This window comes from Stenomitos rutilans (genome assembly GCF_059505485.1).
This window is the reverse complement of sequence record NZ_JCACKR010000049.1, coordinates 1-23,762: the sequence shown is the minus strand read 5'-3', so window position 1 is coordinate 23,762 and position 23,762 is coordinate 1. Positions and strand designations below refer to the sequence as shown.

Genomic DNA, 23,762 nt, shown 5'->3' with positions numbered 1-23,762 from the left:
AGCGTTTGCCGCAAGCGACGTTTACGATGGGAACAAGTCTGAGCGTACCTGTTTCTATTTCACAGTAACGCTGAGGCACGTGGTAAGACTGCTGCTTCATCTGGGTCACGTTTCGAGGAAAGCACAATGAAAACCGTTCTGATTGTCGAGGACGATCTGATTAATGCACGGGTATTTTCTAAAATCCTGACGAAACGAGGTGGGTTGGCAGTCAAGCATACTGAAGATGTGGAAGAAGTGATGCAGATGGCCCATGCCCATGAAGCCGACATTATTCTGATGGATGTTTCGCTGTCGCGGAGTGTCTATTTGGGCAAGGCGGTGGATGGGATTAAGATTACGCAGATGCTGAAAGCAGACCCCCAGACGGCGACGCTGCCGATCATTCTGGTCACAGCCCATGCGATGGAAGGCGATCGCGAAAACTTTTTGAAGCAAAGTGGAGCAGATGCTTACATTTCTAAGCCTGTGGTGGATCATCAGGCGTTTGTTGATCAGGTTATGGCATTGCTGCCAACAGGTTAGGGACCAATGACAAAAACGGTGTTGCTGGTCGAGGATGACCTGGCTAATGTAAAAGTCTTTTCGCGCTATTTGACGCGCCTGGGCGGTCTGGCGGTGAAGCATACGGAAAATGCCGAAGAGGTCATGCAAATTGCTAAGGCTGGGCAAGCCGACTTGATTTTGATGGATGTCTCGCTGTCTCACAGTTTGTATCAGGGCAAAGCGGTGGATGGCATCAAGCTGACGCAACTGCTGAAACGTGACCCCAGCACAGCTTCGTTGCCCATTATTTTGGTCACAGCGCACGCCATGATTGGCGACAAAGAAACGTCGCTTCAGCAAAGTGGTGCCGATGGCTATATTTCTAAGCCAGTGGTAGATTATCAAGCCTTTATCGATCAGGTGATGGCGCTGTTGCCATCGGAAGAATAGGTGAGACAAGAGACTCCTTCTGGAGGGCTGGTGAGGGGTGAGTTGAGCCGCATGAGTCGCGGTTACAGCAATGGCGATCGTGCAGCGCATGAACTCAAACTCCCCGCTTAATGGCCGCCTTGCTTCTCACACTACCGCAAATGATTTCATCTACGCATTCACTCATCTACGCATCCACTAAAATGCAGAGTGCGATTAGAGCGTAGTCGTTTTCGATGTTTAGTACATAAGTACTATACTATATCTGTCTCGTGGATGCCTGACAGACTGTATTTAGAAACCGCAATGTGCAGAGCTTTGCACGATCGCAAGTATGAACGCGCGTTTGAGCGATCGTTTAGCGATCTTCAGGTTCCTCGATCTTCAAGTTTCTCGATCACGGCTGACGCTGGTGCGCCTGAGGTCGGAGCTTCTAGCGGAGCCGTGTCAATAATTTCTGGCAATGTTGGAGGCAACGGATCGGGGATAGCAATGTTTGGCATGGGGCTGGTTTCATCGCCTGACATTACTTTAGAGCGATCGCTCTCTGCGGTAGGTCTAGCACTAGAAGATGGCGCGATCGCTCTGCGCTTCTGCGGTAGGTATCGGCCGAATTGCTGTCCCAATTGACGCAATCGTTCTTGCCCACTAGGCGTCTTGTTATTCGTTGAAATGCTTTCGCTTGGTGAGGCTGGCTTAACTGTAGGATGGCTTAGTTTTGGCTCAACCACGATCGGTGTCTCTGGCTGCACGCGTTCTGCTTCAGGCGCTTCAGACTCTGGCGGCAAGACAACTTCTGGAACGGACGGCGCTGGTTCTGGGGTGAAAGGCTCTGATGGTGGTGCTGGGCTGAGAGTAGGGGATGGTTCAGGGAGGATGATCGGTGAGGGACGATCGGTCGCTTCTAAATCTGGTGACGGTTCTGCCTGGGGAGTTGCCAACGTAGACGGTGGTTGATCTGTCGGGTCGATCGTCGGCTCTGGAGTGGGTTTTGACGTTGGTTCCAGAGTGGGTTCCGGACTTGGTTCTGGAGTAGGTTCTGGTGCAGGCGGTACGTAGTCAGGGTCAACAATGCCACGCACATCGGCGGCAGCTAACTCTCCCCGCACCAGTTTGGACAACGTGTCGTCGCCATTAGGTTGGTACTCCACCAGCCGCACTGTGTTGTTAAACACGTTTTGCACCGGGTTACCTTTGTCGTCAAGGTACTCAAGCTGCACCCAGTTTTTACCAGGCTTGAAGCCTTGAAGGTACAGCGGTTGCCAGCGATCAATCACAAAACTGTCGCCATTTACCGTGCAGCGAATGCGCCAGTCAGCAATGTCATCCGTTGTGTCGGCCTGTGCGACGAGATGCAGCGGGGCATTGGTCAGGTAAAAATCTAACAGGATCGGCTCTGCGCCGTAAGTTCCTTGGGGGCGGCTATAGGTAAGTAGCGGCAGGTCGGAATCGGGATTGTTATCCTGAGTTTTGGTCAGTACGTGAAAGGTCGTCTGTGCAAAGGCTCCTTCATTCTTGAAGCTTTCGTGCCAGGGGCGAGATGCAAAGGCCCGAATGGTGTGAGTTCCAGGCTCTAGCTTGTCGAAAACCAAGGGCTGACTTGTATCGTAAACAGCCTGATAGGGGCGATTGTCTAGCAGAACATGCAGATGTGGTCCTAAGCCGAAGGTTTCGTTTTTAAAGAGGGGCAGATCGTTCACCAGGAAACGGACAGACACGGTAGTATCCGTCAGCACGTCGTTTTTGCGGGGGCTGATAATGGTGACTTGAGGTTGATAATCATCAAGAGCCTGTCGTAACTCTTGCAGGACGATCGGTGGCGAGGCTTCCGCAATTTTTCCTGCCTTCTTAACAGTTGCCTGCTTTGTAGCGGTTGCTTGCGATCGCCCCCAAAAGGCAGCGTGTGCTGCATTCCCCGCCTCACCCCAACTCACCGTCACAAGGATGGCGACGAATGTCACGATCAATTTAGCGATCGCCTGCCAGCGCTTCATTCCCAACACAGAACCCACTCCTAAAAGCTGCCCATAGGGAACTATAGCGGAAAAGACTAAGCCACCCGTGCAAAGTTTCGTCGCTCGTGTTAAGCGACATGTCTCTAGCGCGACGAAATGGAGCTTTAGGCAGAACCGTAAATGGCTGGCATGAGTTATCTAGATAGCTCGTGACTTGGTTAGTCAGTTATATACACTTAACCTTTTTTGAGCGATGCTCAATAAAACGTTTCAAAAAGAACAGCACAAAAGCAAACAAGCAAGACGTTTTGTGCTGGTGAAATGTATAGAGTATTTCTGCTCAATAAATAGAAGTAACTCAATCCTTAATTGGCTTCCAAATCGCGATCCCAGGGATTATATCTCTAGTTATCGGAGTATCTAGTTTTGTAAACGCAACAACCGTTTTGCTTGACTTTTTCACTTAGCTCAGGTTCGCAAGCTCGTCTATGTCCGCACTCGAAGGAGTTTGAATTATTGTTAATTGCGTCCAAGTTCGGCGTAACACGAGTCATATAATGACACGATGAGAACTCCTACCAGGCTAGTTGTATTGTCTGAGCGAACCTTTCCGGTTCTGATGATGATATTTGTTCCGTTCTTTGAACTGCGATCGTTGCTAACATCTTTTTGTTCTCTAGCCACGTTGGAATCCAGACGCTGGTTTTCGATCAGTGCTAATGGTTGCTCATTTGAGCGCAAGGGTGTTTTGCAGCAAGGGGCTGTTTTTAATGGGAGCAGCGTCTGGCAGGGGGGATTCCTCGTTCCTTGTCTAGAGAGAGGAGAGTCTCAATGACAATTACTCCACGGGAGCGCGAAGCGAAAGCAAGGATTGTGGTTGACAACGACCCGGTGCCGACTTCTTTTCAGAAGTGGTCAGAGCCTGGTCATTTCGATCGCACCCTGGCTAGAGGTCCCAAAACCACCACCTGGATTTGGAATCTCCACGCCAACGCTCATGATTTTGATAGCCATACTAGTGACTTAGAAGACGTATCTCGTAAAATTTTCAGTGCTCACTTCGGTCATCTTGCCGTTGTGTTCATCTGGCTCAGCGGCATGTATTTTCATGGCGCTAAGTTTTCAAACTACGAGGCTTGGCTGACCAACCCCACTGGCATTAAGCCCAGCGCTCAAGTTGTGTGGCCGATTTTCGGACAAGAAATTTTGAATGCAGATGTTGGCGGTGGCTTCCACGGAATCCAGATTACGTCTGGCTTTTTCTACCTGTGGCGGGCTGCTGGGTTCACTAACAGCTTCCAGCTTTACTGCACCGCGATCGGTGGTTTGGTTATGGCTGGTCTGATGCTGTTTGCAGGCTGGTTCCATTACCACAAGCGGGCTCCCAAACTGGAATGGTTCCAGAATGTGGAGTCAATGCTGAACCATCACCTCTCTGGGTTGTTTGGTCTCGGTTCGCTGGGCTGGGCTGGTCACCAGATTCACGTCTCATTACCCATCAACAAGCTGCTGGATGCAGGGGTGGCTCCAAAAGATATTCCCCTGCCCCATGAGTTCATCTTGAACTCAAAGCTGATGTCGGACTTATATCCCAGTTTTGCAAAGGGCTTAACGCCTTTCTTTACTCTGAATTGGGCAGAATATTCTGACTTTCTTACCTTCAAGGGTGGTGTAAACCCGGTGACAGGTGGTCTGTGGCTGTCGGATACAGCACACCACCATCTGGCGATCGCGGTGCTGTTCATCATTGCGGGACATCAGTACCGCACGAACTGGGGCATTGGGCACAGCATCAAGGAAATTCTGGAAGCACATAAAGGGCCGTTTACTGGCGAAGGTCATAAGGGTCTGTATGAAGTGCTAACGACTTCCTGGCATGCTCAGTTGGCAATTAACCTGGCAATGGTTGGCTCCCTGAGCATCATCGTTGCTCAGCACATGTACTCCATGCCACCCTATCCGTATCTGGCGACTGACTACGCGACCCAATTGTCTCTGTTTACTCACCACATGTGGCTGGGTGGCTTCTTCATCGTTGGGGGAGCAGCTCACGGTGCCATCTTTATGGTGCGTGACTACGACCCCGTAGTGAATCAGAACAACCTGCTTGATCGCGTGATTCGTCACCGGGACGCAATTATCTCTCACCTGAACTGGGTTTCTATCTTCCTGGGCTTCCATAGCTTTGGCCTGTATGTGCACAATGACACGATGCGGGCACTGGGTCGTCCTCAAGATATGTTCTCGGATACAGGCATTCAATTACGCCCTGTGTTTGCACAGTGGGTACAGAGCCTGCACACATTGGCTCCTGGTAACACCGCACCCAACGCTCTAGCTCCTGCTAGCTATGTGTTTGGTGGTGAAACAGTGGCAGTGGGAGGTAAGGTGGCGATCGCGCCGATCGCGCTTGGCACGGCAGACTTCCTGGTGCATCACATTCATGCGTTCACCATCCACGTCACCGTGTTGATCCTGCTCAAAGGTGTGCTGTATGCCCGTAGCTCTCGTCTGATTCCAGATAAGGCTAACCTGGGTTTCCGCTTCCCTTGTGACGGGCCTGGTCGCGGCGGCACCTGCCAGGTTTCTGGTTGGGACCACGTCTTCCTGGGTCTATTCTGGATGTACAACTCACTGTCGATCGTGATTTTCCACTTCAGTTGGAAGATGCAGTCAGACGTTTGGGGGACGGTCAATCCAGATGGCACGGTGGCCCACATCACAGGCGGTAACTTTGCTCAGAGCGCAGTCACCATTAACGGTTGGTTACGCGACTTCCTCTGGGCACAGGCAACGCAGGTAATCACCTCCTACGGCTCAGCGCTTTCGGCTTACGGCTTACTCTTCCTGGGTGCACACTTCGTTTGGGCATTCAGCTTGATGTTCCTGTTTAGCGGTCGCGGCTACTGGCAAGAGTTGATCGAATCGATTGTTTGGGCGCACAATAAGCTGAAGGTTGCCCCGTCAATTCAGCCCCGCGCACTGAGCATCATTCAGGGTCGGGCTGTGGGGGTAGCGCACTATCTCCTGGGCGGAATCGTCACCACGTGGGCATTCTTCCTGGCTCGTACACTGGCACTTGGATAAGCGCGAGGAGAACGAAGTAGAACTATGGCGACTAAATTTCCCAAATTTAGCCAAGACCTCGCTCAAGATCCGACGACTCGTCGGATTTGGTACGGGATCGCCACTGCCCACGACTTTGAAAGTCACGACGGCATGACAGAAGAGAATCTTTACCAAAAGATTTTCGCCTCTCATTTCGGTCATTTGGCAATCATCTTCTTGTGGACATCTGGTCTCCTATTCCACGTAGCGTGGCAAGGCAACTTTGAACAGTGGATTAAAGATCCATTGAACATCCGTCCCATCGCCCACGCGATTTGGGACCCTCAATTCGGTCAACCTGCGGTCGATGCTTTCACCCAGGGTGGGGCTAATTATCCGGTTGATATCTCTTACTCTGGTCTTTACCAGTGGTGGTTCACACAGGGTATTCGGACGAATGGCGAACTCTATGAAGGCTCCATTTTCCTCCTGATCCTGTCTGCTGTCTTCCTGTTTGCTGGCTGGCTGCACTTGCAACCCAAGTTCCGCCCCTCGCTAGCCTGGTTTAAGAATGCAGAATCACGGTTGAATCATCACTTGGCTGGTTTGTTTGGAGTTAGCTCCCTGGCTTGGGCAGGTCACCTGATTCATGTGGCTATTCCCGAATCACGCGGACAGCATGTGGGCTGGGATAACTTCCTGTCTACCCCACCGCATCCAGCTGGTTTGGCTCCCTTCTTCAGCGGAAACTGGGGCGTATACGCCGAAAACCCCGACACTCCTGGGCATGTGTTTGGCACAGCTCAAGGTGCTGGGACGGCAATTCTAACGTTTTTGGGTGGTTTCCATCCTCAAACAGAATCGCTCTGGTTGACGGATATGGCGCATCACCATCTGGCGATCGCTGTCCTGTTCATTGTGGCGGGTCATATGTACCGTACCAACTTTGGTATTGGTCACAGCATCAAAGAGATGATGGATGCCAAGGATTTCTTTGGTAAGCCAGTTGAAGGTCCCTTCAACATGCCTCACCAAGGCATTTACGAAACCTACAACAACTCTTTGCACTTCCAGTTGGGTTGGCACCTGGCTTGCCTAGGTGTTATCACTTCCCTGGTCGCACAGCATATGTATGCTATGCCGCCTTATGCGTTCCTGGCGAAAGACTTCACGACGCAGGCAGCTCTCTATACCCATCACCAGTACATTGCTGGATTCCTGATGGTGGGTGCCTTTGCTCATGGAGCCATCTTCTGGGTACGGGATTATGACCCTGACCTGAATAAAGGCAACGTGTTGGATCGGGTCTTGCAGCATAAAGAAGCCATCATCTCTCACTTGAGCTGGGTTTCGCTGTTCCTCGGTTTCCACACGTTGGGTCTGTACGTCCACAATGACGTGGTGGTTGCCTTCGGTACCCCTGAGAAGCAGATTCTGATTGAGCCTGTGTTTGCACAGTTCATTCAAGCCTCGCATGGGAAGGTACTCTACGGTTTGGATACACTGCTGTCAAACCCTGACAGTATTGCGACCACTGCTTGGCCTAACTACGGTAACGTCTGGTTGCCTGGCTGGCTGGATGCCATCAACAGCGGCACGAACTCCTTGTTTCTCACCATCGGGCCTGGCGATTTCTTGGTTCACCATGCGATCGCATTGGGTCTGCACACCACCACTCTGATCTTGGTCAAAGGTGCGTTGGATGCACGCGGGTCTAAGCTCATGCCGGACAAAAAAGACTTCGGCTATGCCTTCCCTTGCGATGGACCTGGACGAGGCGGCACATGCGACATCTCAGCGTGGGATTCGTTCTACCTGTCGATGTTCTGGATGCTGAATACAATTGCCTGGGTCACGTTCTACTGGCACTGGAAGCACCTTTCAGTCTGGTCTGGCAACATCTCCCAGTTCAACGAAAGCTCTACCTACCTCATGGGTTGGTTCCGTGACTACCTCTGGCTGTACTCTGGTGCGACGATCAACGGGTATAACCCGTATGGCATGAATAACCTGTCTGTCTGGTCCTGGATGTTCCTCTTCGGGCACCTGGTTTGGGCAACGGGCTTCATGTTCCTGATCTCCTGGAGAGGCTACTGGCAAGAGCTGATCGAAACTCTGGTTTGGGCACACGAGCGCACCCCACTGGCGAACCTGGTTCGCTGGAAAGATAAGCCCGTTGCGCTCTCAATCGTTCAAGCCCGTGTCGTTGGTCTGGCTCATTTCACGGTCGGTTACATCCTGACGTATGCGGCCTTCGTGATCTCTGCCACTGCAGCGAAATTCGGATAACGTTGTCTAAAAAGAGATTGCGTAAGCAGTAAGCAGCAACCCCTTGTCATCTATGGCGAGGGGTTGTTGCTTTTGAGCCAGAAGCAAAAAATTGGCACACCGACTTAAACCGATTTCACGACAGCTCCGTTTGTATGACTGGACGTGACACGCACAGTCATACAAACGGATCTACAAGAGGTGAATTAAATCGCAGCTAGCTAAAGCTCTAAGCGATTATGCGTAGGCAAAACAGAGAAACCGCTTAAATCCGGTTATTAATCTTGCAAAGCCTGTGTATAGCTTCCGTATAATTACGTGGCGCTCCACTACCACTCCTAAAATTGTTTCATAAACGCAGGGTGGCATATGTATAGAAGTTGGAGAGCTTACTATGACGGACTGGTCACCGATCAAATTTCATCCGAAAAATGGACAGTATTATAGATATCAAGAGTCTGGTCAAACCATCAGGTTGCTGGAAGCGATCGCCTGGGAGGCGCTTGAGCCAGATTCTCCAGATTCTCACCATCACTATTTCAAAATTAATGGGCGTTGGTATGTTTACGCTGATACGCCAAATCACAGTTTGTTAAAGCAACCGACGGTTGCTGGTATTGACAGTGTAAATCCCAGCAATCATCTGGATAAACTCTTGAATGAACTTAAGCACACTGAGCCATTTCGATTGGGTGAGCCTGAGGCCAAACAGCCTCAAGCTGAAAAGGTGCCAGGGCGAACGTACTGAGGTGTTGTCTACTAGAGAACTTTGATGACTCACTATCAACAGGTGCTAAAACTATCGACCAGAGGGAAATCGATGGCTAGAATTACACAGAAAGTGCAAGCGATCGTCACCGAATCGCAAATCCAAACCGGACTTTGCACGCTCTTTCTGCGTCACACGTCGGCAAGTCTGCTGATCCAAGAAAATGCCGATCCGGATGTGTTACAGGATCTCGAAAACTTTTTTGCCAAACTGGTGCCAGAGTGGGAAAACTACATCCACAGCACCGAAGGACCCGACGATATGCCTGCCCACATCCGCACCGCGCTAACCAAGACATCGGAGCAAATTCCGATCGCCAATGGTCGTCTGATGCTAGGCACCTGGCAAGGTATTTACCTTTGGGAACATCGCCAGCACGGTCACACCCGTGAATTAGTTGTTCACCTGATCGGAAGTTAAGGATTGTAGAGCAAATGACGTATAGAGAAGGGCGATCGTCTTCAATTCAAAACTCAGTAGTCCTCAATTTTGTCGTCATCTCTTTCAATTAAGACAACAGGCAGTGTCAAAGCAGCGCAAGGCTATCAGCAAGGGCATAGTCACAGAGTCAAAAATTGACAAGCGTTGCGTGTGTAAACAGCGAAATGACATTTACTCTTTCAGTAGTCTTACGGGTAACGCGTCATTCTTCGGTGGCGTTTTCTCTAAAAATTGACGACTAAAAAGGGGGAGCAGCAAAAATGGGCAGCAAAAAGCCCCTGGGCGTCTGTCCTTGTTTCGACTCCAGGGGCTTTCTGATTCGTACTCCTCACACTCTTAAGATAGTACCACAGGTTTGCTCTAACCATACCTCTTATGACAGAGATCAAAGTGGCCTAGCCCCATTAAGCCACATGCGCCATACGGCTAGTCACTGACCGTTGATAGTTTGCACCCAACCCATTTGGTGATCAAACAGAATAGTGGTGTGATACCAATTTGAATTGAAAATGCGATACATCCTGTAGGGGCAAGGCATTGCCTTGCCCCTACCCACCGATTGATCTGTAGCCGTCATTCTTTAAATCGGTATGAGACGCTATTGTTTAGAGCAGGAGACTCTAGACGATCGCCATGAATAAACCGTTGGATGCAGAGCAGTCGATCGACCTTGCGACTCGCCTTAAAAGCAAAGCTAAAAGCCCTTTTGATAATGCCTACCGCGCTGCCTTAGCAACGACTGGGGCGAAGTACGTGCAGGGTTTTTTAGCCTTTTCTGGTCATCCTCACGCGCCACTGGAGCATAGCTGGATTGAGCTGGACGATCGCATTCTTGATCCCACCTTGCCCCATCTCAATCGTCCGGCTTCATCGCTCCATTATTTCTCCGCCCAACAGCTTACGGTGAAGCAACTTAAAGCCGCGATTGAAGAGGCGAAGGAAGACTATCCCGAAGATGATCCGTTACCTATTTATGGGGCAGCGCCTTACGAGTATTACGGCGATTTGATGCTGGGTGGCAAAGACTACCTGATCGCTTACAACGCTGCTGTCGCAAAGTGCCTGGAGCTAAAGCGAGCAAAGTCAGCCTCTAACGGGCAGACAGACGATTGAAGTGCAATGGTTCATGGCAAAGATCTAACTGCTGTTTGTCTGCGTATGACACCGATCTAACTTCACACAAATAAGACATTCACACCGTAAATTTGCTGACGCACTTTACCAAAAACGTCCTGGTTTTTACAGAAGTTGCTGTAGAAGGGATTGAAAGGTTGACGGCCTTTAACTCAATGTAAGCAACCCGGTGCTCTTTCTATGGGCAAAGAGCACACTCCTTTCAATGCTAGCTTTGCTTTGCTGAGAAGGAGTTGCAACGGTTGAGGTTGGTTAAGCGCATTCAGGAAGATTCACCGGGAGTTTTTTCTGTGGAGACAGGTCTAGAGGCTTGGTTATGGCGGCGGCAACGGCAGCAAGAGGAGGGGTTTACTTTACTGGAAGTGACGATCGTGCTGGTGATTAGCGGCATCTTGGCGGCGATCGCACTCCCCTCTTTTCTGAATCAAACCAGCAAAGCAAAGCAGGTGGAGGCAAGCATGTATCTTGGCACGCTCAACCGGGCACAGCAAGGCTACATGCTAGAACACGCCCGTTTTGCTGATAGTGCTAGCGCGTTGGGTGTTGTACTCTATAACAGCCCAAATTACAGCTATTCGATTCATCTTGATAGCGCTGGTAATCAATATGCCGTGCATGATGCTAAGGCGCTGAGTAGCAGCTTGCGACCGTATGTGGGGATGGCAGCGCTTACCCAGGGTGGCACCAATAACGCAAAGGTCGAAACCGCTCTCTGTCGAGCCAAAACGGCACAACTTGGTGAGGCAGAGCAACCCGTTCTCAGCGATGCGTCCATGACTTGCGCCACAAGCACTGAACCTGTGGGACAGTAAGCCTCTTACAGTCACCAATTCTTTAACAGCTTTAGGCTCGATCGCTTGATCAATGGTGTAGAACGTCTTCTAAAACCATAGGCATGAACGGTCAAAAGCGCTCGGAATCCGCCATAATTCTACCCGTTAGGAGAGAATAGAATTGGCAGTGAGGAAGAGGGAGGCGCGCGATCGTGGCTCGTAAGCAATCGAAAGGAACCTGTGCTTATTGTGGCAAAGAGCTTTCTAAGGCGGGGATGACCAAACATCTGGTGACGTGTCCGGGACGGCAGGAGGCGATCGCGAAGGCTGAGGACAAAAAAGGTAACAGTGAAGAACTCTACCACTTACGTGTTCAGGATGCTTACAGCAAAGACTTTTGGCTGGATCTAGAAATGCGCGGTTCTAAGAGCTTGCAAGATCTGGACGATTATTTGCGGGCAATCTGGCTGGAGTGTTGTGGGCACATGAGCCAATTTTCGTTAGAGGGCGGCTTCGCGCGTGAAGTCGGCAAGCGGCGGAAACTCGGTGAGGTGTTTAAGCTGGGGAGTGAACTCACCCACATTTATGATTTTGGCACGTCGTCCGAAACGATCGTAAAAGGTGTGGCAAAGCGCGAGGGTAAGCCTACCACCTCAAAGCCGATCGCGCTGATGGCACGCAACAACATGCCAGAGTATACCTGCATTAAATGTGATCAGCCTGCAACGCATTTGTGTATGGAATGTCTGGCAGAAGATCAGACAGACGGTACATTGTGCGATCGACACACTAAAACCCATCCGCACACCAACTATGGCGAGCCGATACCGCTGGTCAACTCTCCTCGAATGGGCATGTGCGGCTATGATGGGCCTGCCGAAGTGCCTTACTAAAGCACGGTTTGGCGATTAGCAGGCCGCTACAGGCATAACCCCCCAATGCCGACTCCTTTAACTGACTGCACTGGCGGCATGAACGAAGACGGGAACTCGCTTGTAGGCTGGGGTGCCCGATCGCGTCTCGATTTTTGCCTTAAAGACGACATTCACTTCGGGGTAAAACATCACAGCGGCACCGGGACGAACCGCACCATAGATGACTTCCACATTTTCAAGTTTGCCTGCATCGCCCTGGACTGTGACACACTGGTGTGCTTGAAAGCCAGCCTGTTCAGCATCCTGGCGGTTCATTAAGATGCAGTTGCGGTGAGGCATCCCTCGATAGTGGTCGCCAATTTTGTAGACAACGGTGTTGTGTTGAGAGTAGCTGCGTCCTGTCATCAGCGCCAAGACAATGCCATTTGCTGCCCCTGATGCGTCGAACTCCTGGGGTTCAGGCAGCGTCAGCTTCGGGAGGGGTGTGACAAACATCGAGGCTTTCCCCGATGGGGTAGCAAACTTCGGTTCGGTGAAGATGCGCCCGCCGATCGTGAACTCCTCTTGGGTCTCATCGATCGCGCCAATCTTCTCGTAACCGGGAATGGTTTGGGCAATCAGTTGGCGAACGTAGCGGGTGTCCTGCAATTTGCGCCAATCGACAGGATCGTTGCCTAGAATGCGATGGGCGAGCGTGGTGAGAAACTCCACTTCCGAGATCAGATCGGCGTGTTTCAGATGCGTTTTGCCTTCATCGCTTAAACGGACAAAGTTGTTGCCTGATTCGGTCGTGACTTTATGCGGATTTTCAAAGCGGTTCAGGACGGGAATGACGATCGTGTTTTGTTTCGCCAAGCCGTTGAAATGTCCTAGATTTGGCTTGGTGGCGACGTAGATGACGGTTTCAATGTTGCCGATCGCGCGTTTCGCCTGGGTAGAATCGGGGTTTGCGCCATAGAGGTTGCCCCCCAGACACAGCAACGTATCGACCTTACCAGCGTCTCCCGCTTCGATTAAATCGCGGGTATGGTAGCCCTGCACTTTGCTGAGCGGTCGTCCCAGCAGCTTTTCCAGCGCTTCCTGGATTTCCTTTCTCAGCTTGACGGTGACACCCATCGAGCCAAAGCCCTGCACGTTAGAATGTCCTCGCACAGGCATGGTGCCTGCCCCTTCTTTACCCGCATTCCCTGTCATCAAGGCAGTGTTGGCAATGCTAAAGACGTTATCAACGCCGTTGACGTGCTGCGTGATGCCCATTGCCCAGCCAAAGACGACTCGTTCTGAGGTGCCGATGATGGTTGCGGCAGCCTCAATCTCTGGCTGTGAAACGCCACAGGTTTCAGTGATGGTATCCCATGTGGTCGATCGCGCCTGTTCGACGATCGCTTCCCAGCCTTCAGTGTGCGCTTTGAGATAGTCTTCTTTGATTAAGCCCTGTTCAATCAGCGACTTTTGAATGCCGATAAACAGCGCTACATCGCTACCAGGAATGGGTTGCAGGTAGAGGGACGAAATTTCTGCACCTTGCACGAGCGAGGTGGGAAAAGCTGGTGAGCCAAACTTAACCAACCCAATTTCCATCATGGGATTAATCACAATGATCCTGGCACCGCGATCGCGCAGTTTGATCAATTCGTTCATCAAGCGAGGATGGTTGTAGGCTGAGTTTGCACCTGCCAGCACCACACAGTCAGCCTTTTTGAGGTTTTCCAGGCTGACCATCGAGGTGTTGGTGCCAAACATTTGCTTTAGCCCCGTAGTAGAAGGCGCATGGCAAAGGTCGGAACAGTCCGCCAAATTATTTGACCCTAGTGCCCGAATCATCAGTTGCAGCAGATAGGCCGCTTCGTTGGACGATCGCCCCGAGCTGTAGGATGCCACTCGCTCTGGCGGTTTGCGGAAGGCCGCTTCGGCGATCGCGTAGATTTCGTCCCAAGAGATGCGCTCGTAGTGGGATTTGCCTGCTCGGAGAATAACCGGAAAACTCCACCGTCCCAGGCGATCGGCTTCCATTGAGGTGAGTTTTTGCAGGTCATGGATGCTGTGTTGCTCAAAAAACTGAGGCGCGATCGCGGGCTTCAACTCTGCCGAAATTGCCTCTACGCTCTTCATGCAGCGCTGGAGCTTTTCACCTTCTTCGTTGGTAAAACCGCCCTTTTGCCCACCTGTCCCCCAGGAACACGACAGACACGCACTATGATGCAACAACGTTTCCCATAATTTAGGTCCTTCAGGCGACAGCGTATGTTTAGCCCAGTATTCGATCACGGAGGGGCCGCCGCCGATCGCGGGAGTTTCCTCGTTTGTCTGGTGGAACGGGGGCAGGGGTTGCGTGGGTGTATCCATCAGTCTCGCCTTTTAGCACTCTAAATAAATGTATTCTCAAGGCATAGAACCCGACTGCACGCAGTCAAGCGCTACGACAGAGAAAGGTTAGTGGTAGCGTAACGCATCAATCAGCTACTTTGTCGAAAAAGGTGTCGGCCCTCTTGTCCGTTTAGTGATGGGTTGAGCGCATGTCCACCAGTCTCTACAAGTCCATTACTAACCCATCCATCGGCATCTACTACAAGGTAATCATAGAGTCCACTATAAAGATCATCACAGCTAATTAAGGTGAAAACCGCTGTAGTCCGCGTTGTGGTGTCTCTTAACGCAAACCATCGAACCTGACTTTGGCTCGATCGCGTCATCAACAGGATTGGTTTGAGCGATGGATGAAAGTCGGGTTGCGGCAAGCGTAACGAGTGCGATCGACCTTAAACGTTTGCCTATAGTTAATTCTGGGAAAAGCAGCAATAATTCAGCAGACGATGCAGCGATGCGATCTCGTCGCTGCACCCTCAGTCTCCCTACACCGCGTCCCAAATGATAAGTTGAATCGGTGTGGGATTGTAGCCATTGCACGGGTTATTCATTTGCGGACAATTAGAAATTGCTACCAGCGTATTCATCTCCGCTTGCAAGTCAACGATGCTACCAGGATCGGAAATACCATCCACAATTTCGAGAGTGCCATCTTCACTCACAGGCACATTCATAAAAAAGTTGATGTTGCTGGTCATATCCCGTTTGCCCAAGCCGTAATCCTTGATGGCATAGAGAAAATTTTCCACACAGGCGTGCTGCCATTTCTTATCCAGGCCAAAGCGCACCGAATTGCTCTCACAACTACACGCGCCACCCGATGTATCGTGCCGTCCACACGTATCGTTCAGCACGGTCATCAGCACATTCCCATCGTTGGAATACAGCTTTGTACCCGTCGTGATGAAAATATTGCCCTGGCCGCGAATCGTATCCGGCGCACTGTACCGCTCACTCGGATCATCCGCGTTGTACACCAGAAAATCCACCGCCTGATTGCCACCCAAATCCACAATTCGCAGTACTTGTCCTTTTTCCATCACCTTTGCCCAGGGTTTCCGCGCAGGCAACACTTCATCATAAATCGCCGTTTTGGGGTCAAGTTCAACCACCGTCTCAATCATCGTTTAATCCTCCGAATGTATAGCTACCGTTTGAGTTTTGAGTTGTTAGAGAAGCACCTTTTGTACTTCTTGGTTCTCCTGACTCCTGACCTAGACCAACTGTCCTAAATACGCATCGGTATTCTGAAACCCTCTCACCGCTTCGGGGCTGCCTATGCGAATGGGATCATCGGCAGGGGGCGCGGGAGAGTTCCAGACGATCGCCCGGATCGGTTTTGCATCATACGTCGGACTCGGATCAAGCGGATGGGGGCAATTAGAAAGCACCACCAGCACATTCATTTCTGCTCGCAAATCAATAAAATCTCCAGCTTGTGCGGTCTTCTCAGCCCAGGACAGATTGCCGTCTGGATCGACCGCAATGCGCGTAAATAGATTCAGATTAGGCATGATGTCTTTCTTGCCCAGGTTGCGTTTCGTCAGCGCCAGCAAAAAGTTATCTCGCGAATTTCTGTAATCGCCTTCGCCACTGCTTGCTGGATCGCCTTCGCCACTGCTTGCTGGATCGCCTTCGCCACTGCCTGCTGGATCGCCTTCGCCACTGCCTGCTGGATCGCGAAGGCGATACTTCTGATTTGCCGCCAGATTGCTGCAACCGCCCAGCGTATCGTGCAAACCACACGTATCTTCGGTGATGGAAAACAAAACGCGACCCATATCGGAGTAGAGCAGCATCCCTTTTTTGAGAAAGGCGTTGAACTGAATCTTGGCTGTATCGGCAGCGTTGTACCGCTCGATCGCGTTATCAGCGTTATAGCAAAGCAGTGCGACCCCTCTAGCCCCTTCGGGTGCAACAAGTCGAAGCGTCGTGCCACGCGTGATCACCCGTGACCAGTAGGCACCCCCCGGAATAACTTCATCCCAGGTAATCAACGCTGGATCGATCGTAGCTTGTACTTCGGTAGACATCCTATCCTCCTTGACTAAACAAACGACTGAAACGACAAAACCCAGGAAGCCTCCAACAGTCATCGCTGCTGCTTGGCTCTCCCGGGCTTTTTTCCCGCCGTGTGACCGCTTTCCTGGTTCAGGTTTAAGTGGCTGCTTCTCTCGGACCAGTCGTCTCACTCGCGCAAGACCGGAACCCTAGAAGCGAATAATTTTACTGCGTGCGATCGCCCTTAAATGCAATCGGTCAAATTCTAGCACCTCCAATCGAGGCTTCCTAGTGCGTGTCACTCCTCCTAGATAACTGCAAAACGAGGCGCACGATCGTATCAAACACTACACTATTGACGATCGTCTCTGTCCTCTAAAATAATTCGTTGCGCCTCTGCCCGTCACTAAAACGGGCTAATGGCGTGAAGTCTGCTGAAGCGTGATGAACGAGCAACATGGCAAAGAGGTAACGGTTCAAGCGAATGTGGTCTCACGCTGTTCGATTGGAAAGACAACGGTAAACGTTGAGCCTTGATTGGATTGAGACGACACACGAATTTCGCCCTGCATCAAAGCCACCAACTGTGAAACAACAGCCAAACCTAACCCTGTACCTCGATCGGTTTCAGAGGTGGGAGCATCACTTGCTCGGAAGTAGGGTTCAAAAATGCGTTTCTGATCATCCTGCGTCATGCCCATACCACTGTCCCGAACGGTAATCGACCAGTGGTGATCCTTGAGGGTTTCCATAGAAACCGCTACATAGCCGCTTTCGGTGTAACGAATCGCATTGCTCAGTAAGTTGGTGACAATTTGTTGTAGGCGGAGAGGATCGGTTTGAACCGTTTGAGGGGCGCGATCGCAATCTACGTTCAACTCCAATCCTTTGCTACGAACGAGAGGTTCGACGATTTCAACCACCGATTGAATTAAATGCTTGGGAGTGATTTCAACCAGCTTCAATTTAATTTGTCCGTCTCCCTGCTGGAGTTGCAGCGTGTCATTAATCAGCCGTAGCAGCAGTCGTCCATTGCGTAATACTCGCTCAATGCTTTCTAGATGCGCGTAGGAATCTTTGGTATCATCTTTTTGTTGTTGGCGCAAAAACAAATCAGCATAGCCGATGATGGACGTGAGTGGGGTTTTCAACTCGTGGGTTAGCTTCGACATGTTGTCATGGCTGGCTCGTACCAGACGAGTCAGCTCCTGATTGGTCAATTGCATTTGAGTTTTGAGTTTCTCTAACTCTTCTATGCGGCTCTGCGTGTAGCTGTCAAAACAGCGCGCGATCGCCTCATCAATAACCGTATCAATGAGCCGAATCGCCCATAACACATCTTTGGGCGATGCCTGAACCAGATCAATTTCTAATGCCGAAAAAATGACGGAGCGCAACAGGCGATATTCTCGTGCAATTTCCGCAGGCTCAAACCCTTGCTCAGCGCGGATAATACCGTGTTCTAAACTAGCCTCATCAACCACCTGAAAGTTTTCTAAATTGTCATTTGCAAGCATTGCAGCAAGAGATTCTAAAATCCTGGGCAAGCTGTTACGCACGGCATTAAAGGTCAGTTCGTTCGTCGCTTCAATCTGTTGATCTTCAAAAACGGCACCAATCCATTGTTCAATAATCGTTTCACGCTTCTGATTCAGAATCGTGCTGAAATCCATCTTTATAAATGTAGAAATTCGGTAGTTCTCGTTTACTGAGAGCTTTACGTTACCGTCTGAAGAGGAATGAGCGCATTTAGTAAAAGACGGAGGCTGGTATGAGATGTTACAGTGAGATGCAAGCATGTCTTAATTTCCAACGCATGCCTTTGTTGCACTGCTCAATGCATTGTGAGAGCAACATGGTCACAAAATACGAGCGACGCTTCTAATACTAATCCGGCAATCATTGACTTGCATATTCTGGTGACCGATAGGAAGCTTGGTCATCAGAAGACTAATGAATGCACTACCAACTATTACCACTTTACTAGAGTTGTCGGGAAATAGAAGTTGAGTGAGGCCATGTTGCCGTCCAATGAATTGTTTTTCAAGCAGCGAGCAAGTAGAAGCTCCATAAGCCTGTGGCTGTGAGCATCAAGTGGTCATCAAAATCTTCCATTCGATTGCGACAAACCGCACTTACGGCGTTGTAACGTTTAATGCCAGCAAACGCATGTTCACAAACGACACGGGATTGACTCGAAACTCGATTCTCCTGTTTTTGAGCCTCACTCAGTTCACCTCCTTTCGGCTTGTGCGGTAAGTGGATGTTGTTGTATTCCTTCTGCAAACCCAGGAAGCCTCAAGCCACTTCGATGGGAATTGCATCTGGCACACCTTGGGCAATATCCTCTTCATCATGAAACCGTTTGTCATGGAGTTTGCCTTCTCGTGCTGTGCTTAAAACCAGCACCTGCTTGGTTTCATCCACAGCAGCTAGATGTTTGCGGGTATGGCGTTTTTTCTTGCCAGAGTCGTTGGCTTGTTGCGCTTCGTGGTCTTGCGGACGGGCAATGGGTCGCTCTGTCCCATCAATCATCACCCGCTTAGCCCCTGGAAAACGCTCTAAAAACACTTCAAGGCTATCAAGTTTGCGTTCTGGTAGAACCAGTTTCTCGCCCAACGTCGCCTCTAAAAGGGGCGGAGACGATGCATCCACTCATGGGCTTGAGAGCGGTGCAGGTCAAAGACAATTTCAGCTAAATCAAAGGTGGGGGAACACTTGAAGTAGAACAAGATGAAAAATAACTTCGCTTGGTTACTGAGTAAACGGGCTTTACGTCCGCCACCGACCACACGTTGACGTGGTTGCGTCTGGCGAGTTTGTTCGTACAGGTGACTAAACGTTTCCAGCAGTGCATCAAAAGCTCGGCGATTTAACCCGGTCAGTGTCCGCAGCAAGCGGTCTTGGTTCAGCACTCGTTGGATGTCTAGCATCGTCTTATCCGTCACTGCTTCCTATTTTCGCTTATTCCCCGACAGCGTCTAATAATGATGCGGCTCATGATCTTTAGGCGGCGCAGGTCCGGTATAGCCTGACTGATCAGCGCTATTCATGCCTTCAGTAAATTTGCTGCCACTGCCCTCTGCGATCTGAGTCAAGGCTCGGAGGCATGTTGTAAAGCAGCCAATGGGTAAAACCCAAATGGAACGGGTGCATCTGGATCATGGCAAATGATCGCCAGTTGCTGCGTTCCAACGGGTATACCAACCCATTCCAACAACGGCGAAAGATTTTCACCGTCGCTGGTGTAACGTTTTGGCATCGGCTCCAAAGCATTAAATGCGGGGCTGTGAATCCGCAGATCCTTAATGTTCATCGCCATAGGCATCTCCAGGGCTAGCAGACTGGATCAATGTTGTAGACTCACACAGAAATGATGAATGGTTTAATGCAAAACTTTGTTGGCTTGGTTGGCAAACGCTTTAAACTCAACAGCATCGTGACTACAAAAAAGCGTGACATCTTTGCTGCGATCGATCGCCAAAGTGCGCAACCGATCCTGGTTGTAAACCCGTGCTTCGTGATTTACTTCCATCATCAGTTGGTAAGCTTGCATACCAGGTGTACAATATCGCTCAGCCGCCATCTCGTGCCGATAGAAATAAGCATCACCAGCATGTAGCAGCCACCCATCTGGGGTTTCAATCGCCACGCCAGCATGGCCCAGCGTGTGACCCACTAACGGGATGAAAAGAATCTCTGGAGGCAGCCCGTCAAGGTCACGCACTGCCTCAAAACCAAACCAGGGTTCACCACCCGCTGTGTAGTATTTCCAGTGCTTGACCTCATCCCACTGTTTAGGACGATAGCGCTGACTGGCAATAAAACCATGTCGATCGTGCACTGCATCAATCTCAGGTTGCATAACATGCACTGTTGCTTCTGAAAAGTCTTCCAAACCACCCGCATGGTCAAAATCAAGGTGCGTAAGTACGATATGGCGTACATCCCGTGCTGAAAACCCCAACTGTTCAATCTGAGCGATCGCTGTGTACTTCGGCTCAAACCGGATGCCGTTGAAATGAATGAAGAACGGGCTCAGCCGTGAGTAAGGCGACTGGACATCCTGTCGCCCAAAGCCAGTATCAACCAGTACCAATCCCTGATCGGTTTCAATCAGTAGGCAATGGCAGACAAGGCGGGCCGTCAGCCCACGGCTAAACCCATCAAAGAGCGCTCCCCCAAGGGGACACATACAGCCGCAATTAAGATGATGAATGTGCATGGAATTCCTCTGCTATGGCTTCAAATGATGAAGCACAACAACAACATATTCGCCGAGCCTGGTTCGCTAAGCTTGCGGTGCTGCTCGGCATTAACGGTATCTGGCAAGACCTTGCTAACATTGCCTTGAATTTGCGTTTTCAGCGAACCAGCAACAAAATCGTCCTTACCCTTCATCAATGCTTCGAATCCTTGCCTAGCAACCACAGCAGGATCATCTTTTTTATCGGCACCGACACTGGTATCGTCCATCCCTGCTCGGTGAAAAAAGTTGGTATCGGTTGGTCCGGGCATCAGCGCCATAACGGTCACATCTGTCTCCTTTAACTCACTGCGTAGGGCTTCTGAAAAGGAGTGTACAAAGGCTTTTGAGGCAGCATACAACGCTTCAAAAGGTCCCGGTTGCAGCGCAGCGATCGATGACGTAAACAAGATCTTGCCACTACCGCGATTGACCATATCCTTAACAACACGTTTCGCAAGATGAACTGACGACACCACATTTAGTTCAATGAGGTTAATTTCCTCCTGCAAATCAGTCTCTGTAAACTTGCCACCAACGCCAACACCAGCGTTAATGGCGATCGCCTCTACAGGCCGCCCAGTCGCTTGAACCTTTTGGTAGAGGGTTTCAACGCCATCATAGGTAGCAAGATCGGCTTGCACAGTCTCCACCTGAGAACCTAAAGTTTTGAATGCCTGAGCCGCCTCATTAATACTAAGTCCGGTGGCTGTTACTACAAGGTCAAAACCATTTTGAGCAAACTGCTTCGCGAGTTCATAACCGATGCCATTAGAAGCACCTGTTACAACGGCTAAAGGCCGAGTTGAAGAGCTATTCATCACTATCTAATCTCCTATCAAGCTGTTTGGGATTTCCAAACTTGCTGTCTTTACCTATTCCTAATAGAACCATTCCGCTAAGCAATTCTAGAGGCATCAAGTATTTGATGGGAATACGACTGAGAGACTGTTTGTAAATAGATATGAAGCGAAGATGCACCCGGAGATGAAATGAGAGATATGTGAGAAATCCCTTTCAACCTCATGAAGCCAATGAGCGAACCCTTCTACGACAGCGACCTGACAGATGAGGAATGGCAACGGATTGAACCGTTGTTACCCCTTGCCAAGCCCCTTGGTAAACACCGGGAGGTCAACTTACGAGACATTCTGAATGCGATTTTCTACCGAGCGGATAATGGCGTCAAATGGCGCAACTTGCCCTGCGATTTTCCAGTCTGGCAAACCGTCTATGGCTACTACCGCTTATGGGTAAGACTGGACATCTGGGAACAGATCAATACAGCCCTGGTGCAACAAGTCCGAATCAGTGAAGGACGGCAGGCTCAACCCAGTTTAGCCGTGATTGATAGCCAGTCAGTCAAACTGGGGCAAAAAGGGGGGAGAAACACGGGGTTGATGGTCACAAACAGGTGAAAGGACGCAAGCGTCATATTGTCGTGGATGTACTGGGATTAGTCTTAGGGTGTTACGTTACCGCTGCAAATACGGCGGATGTAAAAGCTGCTCCTGCGGTGCTGGTGTGGGTCTTAGATATGTATGAACGGATTGCCAAAGTTCTAGCAGACAAAGGCTATCGAGGAGCCTTGGCAACCCTGATTGAGCAAGCGTTTGAAAATCGTCAAGTGACAGTAGAAATTAGTCAACGACCAGACGAGGCAAAAGGGTTTCAGGTTGAACCGAAACGATGGATTGTGGAGCGGACTTGGACGTGGTTAGAAAATGCTCGCATCCTAACTCGTGACTATGAGCGATTGCCTGAAAATCACGAAGGAATGATTTATGTTGTCATGCTCCGTTTGATGCGCCGGCGATTAACGAAGAATCGTCGAACCTGGCAACAAAAAACTGCTTAACCAACATTTACAAACACTTTCTGACTAAGATGATGAACTGATGTACCAGATACAGCTCAATTACTCAATATTGCCAACGGCTTTACTCACGTCTGCTGGTGTTTCAAATTTGTCTTCTGCCAATTGTTTCAGAGTAGAGAGTATGTTTTCATCGGCACCTTCTTGTTTAGCACGATCGAGTAAATCTTGCTTGTTGGCGGGATAATCCATTCCTTTCAAGTATTTCTGCAATTGAATCGGATTGACCTTCGACATCGTTTTTCTCCTGTAACTACTTAACCGTTGACTTCGTCTGCATTAATCGCTTTTCACACCTATATTCACCTCTATTTCACATCATTGTTAGCCTCAATCACCAGAGATTTAGGCAGGAGTAAGCCGCTTTGCAAGCAACTCATTCAGCAATTGCCCATCTATAACTGTAATCAAAATCTTTGATTACCAGTTAACATCTGCACCAGAAAATCTAAGAGCTTAATCGTGTAGAAGTTGAGCACTAAACTCGCAGTTAAACGCCTGTAAGCAACTGCTTACGAATTCAAAAATAACCTTAAAACGATTTATAAAGTTCTTCCTTTGCCTTAAGAAAGATCTTGCCAGGATCAAAAATAGATACTTTATGCGATGTATGACTAAAACGACTGTGTCGTGGGCTGCTCAAACTGCACCGGCTAGCGCTGTGGCAGTGGCTGTCTGCTGAGAGTATGAACTAGCGACCCGCGTTGACCGACTGCTGCGGTATCATAGTTCTCCTTCTAGACCGTCTCAACAAGAAGCGATCGAGGCGTTAGCCAGGAATCATCTCGGTGAGTCTCAGCATCAATCTGAGTAACTTCACTCAAGCAGCAACAAAGTCTTGAAAAGCTGATGGCTCCGTTGCTCCCCTGCCCGTGCTTCAAAGCTAGGCTTGATGGTGCAAACCCGTTCAAACGGATGGCAGATGCTTGCAGTCCTCTAAAGAGGACTTCCTGCTGCTAGCCCGCACTTTGAGTGGCGGGGCAGGCGATCACCGAAAGATTTGTCAGCCAACCAGGCAACCTCTCTAAGTGCAACTTATCTGAGATCTTGCACCAGTCTCAACAAGGGGTTGCCAAAGGGGGAGAAACCTGAAA

The 23,762-nt window shown here is 50.1% G+C and carries 24 protein-coding genes, 1 pseudogene and 1 riboswitch; of the genes and pseudogenes, 11 read left to right on the top strand and 14 right to left on the bottom strand.

Translation table 11 applies throughout. From position 1 onward, the window contains the following. Window positions 1-126 precede the first annotated feature (126 nt). Both AC5JLP_RS08235 and AC5JLP_RS08230 read left to right on the top strand, forming a co-directional pair. Window positions 127-525 (top strand): response regulator, encoded by a 399-nt coding sequence (locus AC5JLP_RS08235; protein WP_496067445.1) that lies wholly within the window; start codon window positions 127-129, stop codon window positions 523-525. 6 nt (window positions 526-531) lie between these two features. Continuing rightward, entirely contained in the window at window positions 532-936 is a 405-nt protein-coding gene (locus tag AC5JLP_RS08230; protein WP_496067444.1) for a response regulator, read from the top strand. A gap of 347 nt (window positions 937-1,283) precedes the next feature. On the opposite strand, the gene AC5JLP_RS08225 is transcribed toward AC5JLP_RS08230, so the two are convergent. Continuing rightward, complete coding sequence (locus AC5JLP_RS08225) at window positions 1,284-2,918, bottom strand: hypothetical protein (protein ID WP_496067443.1); 1,635 nt, start codon at window positions 2,916-2,918, stop codon at window positions 1,284-1,286. 783 nt (window positions 2,919-3,701) lie between these two features. On the opposite strand from AC5JLP_RS08225, the gene psaA reads away from it, so the two are divergent. The 4 genes from psaA to AC5JLP_RS08205 all read left to right on the top strand — a co-directional run bounded on the left by psaA (window position 3,702) and on the right by AC5JLP_RS08205 (window position 9,375). Beyond that, window positions 3,702-5,957: a photosystem I core protein PsaA gene (psaA, locus tag AC5JLP_RS08220; RefSeq protein WP_496067442.1), complete on the top strand. Its 2,256-nt coding sequence runs from the start codon at window positions 3,702-3,704 to the stop codon at window positions 5,955-5,957. 24 nt (window positions 5,958-5,981) lie between these two features. Next, on the top strand, window positions 5,982-8,207 hold the full coding sequence (gene psaB / locus AC5JLP_RS08215) for a photosystem I core protein PsaB (protein ID WP_496067441.1): 2,226 nt from the start codon (window positions 5,982-5,984) through the stop codon (window positions 8,205-8,207). A gap of 373 nt (window positions 8,208-8,580) precedes the next feature. Then, on the top strand, window positions 8,581-8,934 hold the full coding sequence (locus tag AC5JLP_RS08210) for a hypothetical protein (protein WP_496067440.1): 354 nt from the start codon (window positions 8,581-8,583) through the stop codon (window positions 8,932-8,934). Window positions 8,935-8,958: 24 nt separating this feature from the next. Continuing rightward, a complete protein-coding gene (locus AC5JLP_RS08205) occupies window positions 8,959-9,375 on the top strand; it encodes a secondary thiamine-phosphate synthase enzyme YjbQ (protein ID WP_496067439.1) in 417 nt (138 codons plus the stop codon). Between the two features lie 451 nt (window positions 9,376-9,826). Here the strand turns inward: AC5JLP_RS08205 and AC5JLP_RS08200 are convergent, their stop codons facing one another. Further along, entirely contained in the window at window positions 9,827-9,973 is a 147-nt protein-coding gene (locus tag AC5JLP_RS08200; protein ID WP_496067438.1) for a hypothetical protein, read from the bottom strand. A 56-nt stretch (window positions 9,974-10,029) separates the two neighbouring features. On the opposite strand from AC5JLP_RS08200, the gene AC5JLP_RS08195 reads away from it, so the two are divergent. The 3 genes from AC5JLP_RS08195 (at window position 10,030) to AC5JLP_RS08185 (ending at window position 12,196) form a co-directional block, all read left to right on the top strand. Continuing rightward, complete coding sequence (locus tag AC5JLP_RS08195; protein ID WP_496067437.1) at window positions 10,030-10,509, top strand: hypothetical protein; 480 nt, start codon at window positions 10,030-10,032, stop codon at window positions 10,507-10,509. 269 nt (window positions 10,510-10,778) lie between these two features. Beyond that, window positions 10,779-11,342 (top strand): type IV pilin-like G/H family protein, encoded by a 564-nt coding sequence (locus tag AC5JLP_RS08190; protein ID WP_496067436.1) that lies wholly within the window; start codon window positions 10,779-10,781, stop codon window positions 11,340-11,342. Between the two features lie 173 nt (window positions 11,343-11,515). Further along, entirely contained in the window at window positions 11,516-12,196 is a 681-nt protein-coding gene (locus AC5JLP_RS08185) for a hypothetical protein (RefSeq protein WP_496067435.1), read from the top strand. A gap of 57 nt (window positions 12,197-12,253) precedes the next feature. On the opposite strand, the gene AC5JLP_RS08180 is transcribed toward AC5JLP_RS08185, so the two are convergent. From AC5JLP_RS08180 to AC5JLP_RS08130, 11 genes and pseudogenes are all read right to left on the bottom strand, one after another. Next, on the bottom strand, window positions 12,254-14,524 hold the full coding sequence (locus tag AC5JLP_RS08180; RefSeq protein ID WP_496067434.1) for an FdhF/YdeP family oxidoreductase: 2,271 nt from the start codon (window positions 14,522-14,524) through the stop codon (window positions 12,254-12,256). A 261-nt stretch (window positions 14,525-14,785) separates the two neighbouring features. Then, complete coding sequence (locus tag AC5JLP_RS08175; RefSeq protein WP_496067433.1) at window positions 14,786-15,019, bottom strand: hypothetical protein; 234 nt, start codon at window positions 15,017-15,019, stop codon at window positions 14,786-14,788. A gap of 11 nt (window positions 15,020-15,030) precedes the next feature. Further along, window positions 15,031-15,669: an urea amidolyase associated protein UAAP2 gene (locus AC5JLP_RS08170; protein WP_496067432.1), complete on the bottom strand. Its 639-nt coding sequence runs from the start codon at window positions 15,667-15,669 to the stop codon at window positions 15,031-15,033. Window positions 15,670-15,759: 90 nt separating this feature from the next. Continuing rightward, window positions 15,760-16,578 carry an urea carboxylase-associated family protein gene (locus AC5JLP_RS08165; protein WP_496067431.1) on the bottom strand — a complete coding sequence of 273 codons (819 nt, stop codon included), beginning with the start codon at window positions 16,576-16,578 and terminating at the stop codon, window positions 15,760-15,762. 76 nt (window positions 16,579-16,654) lie between these two features. Then, a riboswitch (guanidine-I (ykkC/yxkD leader) is annotated at window positions 16,655-16,770 on the bottom strand. A 252-nt stretch (window positions 16,771-17,022) separates the two neighbouring features. After that, a complete protein-coding gene (locus AC5JLP_RS08160) occupies window positions 17,023-18,219 on the bottom strand; it encodes a sensor histidine kinase (RefSeq protein WP_496067430.1) in 1,197 nt (398 codons plus the stop codon). A gap of 370 nt (window positions 18,220-18,589) precedes the next feature. Beyond that, window positions 18,590-19,081: pseudogene (locus tag AC5JLP_RS08155) on the bottom strand (transposase family protein). Between the two features lie 92 nt (window positions 19,082-19,173). Further along, window positions 19,174-19,479, bottom strand: a complete 306-nt coding sequence (locus AC5JLP_RS08150) for a transposase family protein (protein ID WP_496067429.1) — start codon at window positions 19,477-19,479, stop codon at window positions 19,174-19,176. 48 nt (window positions 19,480-19,527) lie between these two features. Further along, window positions 19,528-19,599, bottom strand: a complete 72-nt coding sequence (locus AC5JLP_RS08145) for a hypothetical protein (protein ID WP_496067523.1) — start codon at window positions 19,597-19,599, stop codon at window positions 19,528-19,530. A gap of 41 nt (window positions 19,600-19,640) precedes the next feature. Beyond that, window positions 19,641-19,868: a YbhB/YbcL family Raf kinase inhibitor-like protein gene (locus tag AC5JLP_RS08140; RefSeq protein ID WP_496067428.1), complete on the bottom strand. Its 228-nt coding sequence runs from the start codon at window positions 19,866-19,868 to the stop codon at window positions 19,641-19,643. A gap of 63 nt (window positions 19,869-19,931) precedes the next feature. Next, on the bottom strand, window positions 19,932-20,771 hold the full coding sequence (locus tag AC5JLP_RS08135) for an MBL fold metallo-hydrolase (protein ID WP_496067427.1): 840 nt from the start codon (window positions 20,769-20,771) through the stop codon (window positions 19,932-19,934). Window positions 20,772-20,791: 20 nt separating this feature from the next. Continuing rightward, complete coding sequence (locus AC5JLP_RS08130; RefSeq protein WP_496067426.1) at window positions 20,792-21,613, bottom strand: SDR family NAD(P)-dependent oxidoreductase; 822 nt, start codon at window positions 21,611-21,613, stop codon at window positions 20,792-20,794. Between the two features lie 213 nt (window positions 21,614-21,826). Here AC5JLP_RS08130 and AC5JLP_RS08125 point away from each other — a divergent pair, with 213 nt between their 5' ends. Further along, window positions 21,827-22,210, top strand: a complete 384-nt coding sequence (locus AC5JLP_RS08125) for an IS5 family transposase (RefSeq protein WP_496067425.1) — start codon at window positions 21,827-21,829, stop codon at window positions 22,208-22,210. Further along, entirely contained in the window at window positions 22,207-22,650 is a 444-nt protein-coding gene (locus tag AC5JLP_RS08120; protein WP_496067424.1) for a transposase, read from the top strand. The genes AC5JLP_RS08125 and AC5JLP_RS08120 overlap by 4 nt, the downstream gene beginning before the upstream one ends. A gap of 60 nt (window positions 22,651-22,710) precedes the next feature. On the opposite strand, the gene AC5JLP_RS08115 is transcribed toward AC5JLP_RS08120, so the two are convergent. Next, entirely contained in the window at window positions 22,711-22,905 is a 195-nt protein-coding gene (locus AC5JLP_RS08115; RefSeq protein ID WP_496067423.1) for a DUF2795 domain-containing protein, read from the bottom strand. Window positions 22,906-23,762: the final 857 nt, after the last annotated feature.

What these genes read in the sequence shown, in the direction of transcription:
- psaB (WP_496067441.1), top strand. Translation starts at nt 5,982, where the DNA reads ATGGCGACTAAATTTCCCAAATTTAGCCAAGACCTCGCTCAAGATCCG.
- AC5JLP_RS08130 (WP_496067426.1), bottom strand. Translation starts at nt 21,613, where the DNA reads ATGAATAGCTCTTCAACTCGGCCTTTAGCCGTTGTAACAGGTGCTTCT.
- AC5JLP_RS08125 (WP_496067425.1), top strand. Translation starts at nt 21,827, where the DNA reads ATGAGCGAACCCTTCTACGACAGCGACCTGACAGATGAGGAATGGCAA.
- AC5JLP_RS08230 (WP_496067444.1), top strand. Translation starts at nt 532, where the DNA reads ATGACAAAAACGGTGTTGCTGGTCGAGGATGACCTGGCTAATGTAAAA.
- AC5JLP_RS08135 (WP_496067427.1), bottom strand. Translation starts at nt 20,771, where the DNA reads ATGCACATTCATCATCTTAATTGCGGCTGTATGTGTCCCCTTGGGGGA.
- AC5JLP_RS08140 (WP_496067428.1), bottom strand. Translation starts at nt 19,868, where the DNA reads ATGGCGATGAACATTAAGGATCTGCGGATTCACAGCCCCGCATTTAAT.
- AC5JLP_RS08210 (WP_496067440.1), top strand. Translation starts at nt 8,581, where the DNA reads ATGACGGACTGGTCACCGATCAAATTTCATCCGAAAAATGGACAGTAT.
- AC5JLP_RS08180 (WP_496067434.1), bottom strand. Translation starts at nt 14,524, where the DNA reads ATGGATACACCCACGCAACCCCTGCCCCCGTTCCACCAGACAAACGAG.
- AC5JLP_RS08115 (WP_496067423.1), bottom strand. Translation starts at nt 22,905, where the DNA reads ATGTCGAAGGTCAATCCGATTCAATTGCAGAAATACTTGAAAGGAATG.
- AC5JLP_RS08205 (WP_496067439.1), top strand. Translation starts at nt 8,959, where the DNA reads ATGACTCACTATCAACAGGTGCTAAAACTATCGACCAGAGGGAAATCG.
- AC5JLP_RS08165 (WP_496067431.1), bottom strand. Translation starts at nt 16,578, where the DNA reads ATGTCTACCGAAGTACAAGCTACGATCGATCCAGCGTTGATTACCTGG.
- AC5JLP_RS08150 (WP_496067429.1), bottom strand. Translation starts at nt 19,479, where the DNA reads ATGCTAGACATCCAACGAGTGCTGAACCAAGACCGCTTGCTGCGGACA.
- AC5JLP_RS08235 (WP_496067445.1), top strand. Translation starts at nt 127, where the DNA reads ATGAAAACCGTTCTGATTGTCGAGGACGATCTGATTAATGCACGGGTA.
- psaA (WP_496067442.1), top strand. Translation starts at nt 3,702, where the DNA reads ATGACAATTACTCCACGGGAGCGCGAAGCGAAAGCAAGGATTGTGGTT.
- AC5JLP_RS08200 (WP_496067438.1), bottom strand. Translation starts at nt 9,973, where the DNA reads ATGACGGCTACAGATCAATCGGTGGGTAGGGGCAAGGCAATGCCTTGC.
- AC5JLP_RS08160 (WP_496067430.1), bottom strand. Translation starts at nt 18,219, where the DNA reads ATGGATTTCAGCACGATTCTGAATCAGAAGCGTGAAACGATTATTGAA.
- AC5JLP_RS08195 (WP_496067437.1), top strand. Translation starts at nt 10,030, where the DNA reads ATGAATAAACCGTTGGATGCAGAGCAGTCGATCGACCTTGCGACTCGC.
- AC5JLP_RS08170 (WP_496067432.1), bottom strand. Translation starts at nt 15,669, where the DNA reads ATGATTGAGACGGTGGTTGAACTTGACCCCAAAACGGCGATTTATGAT.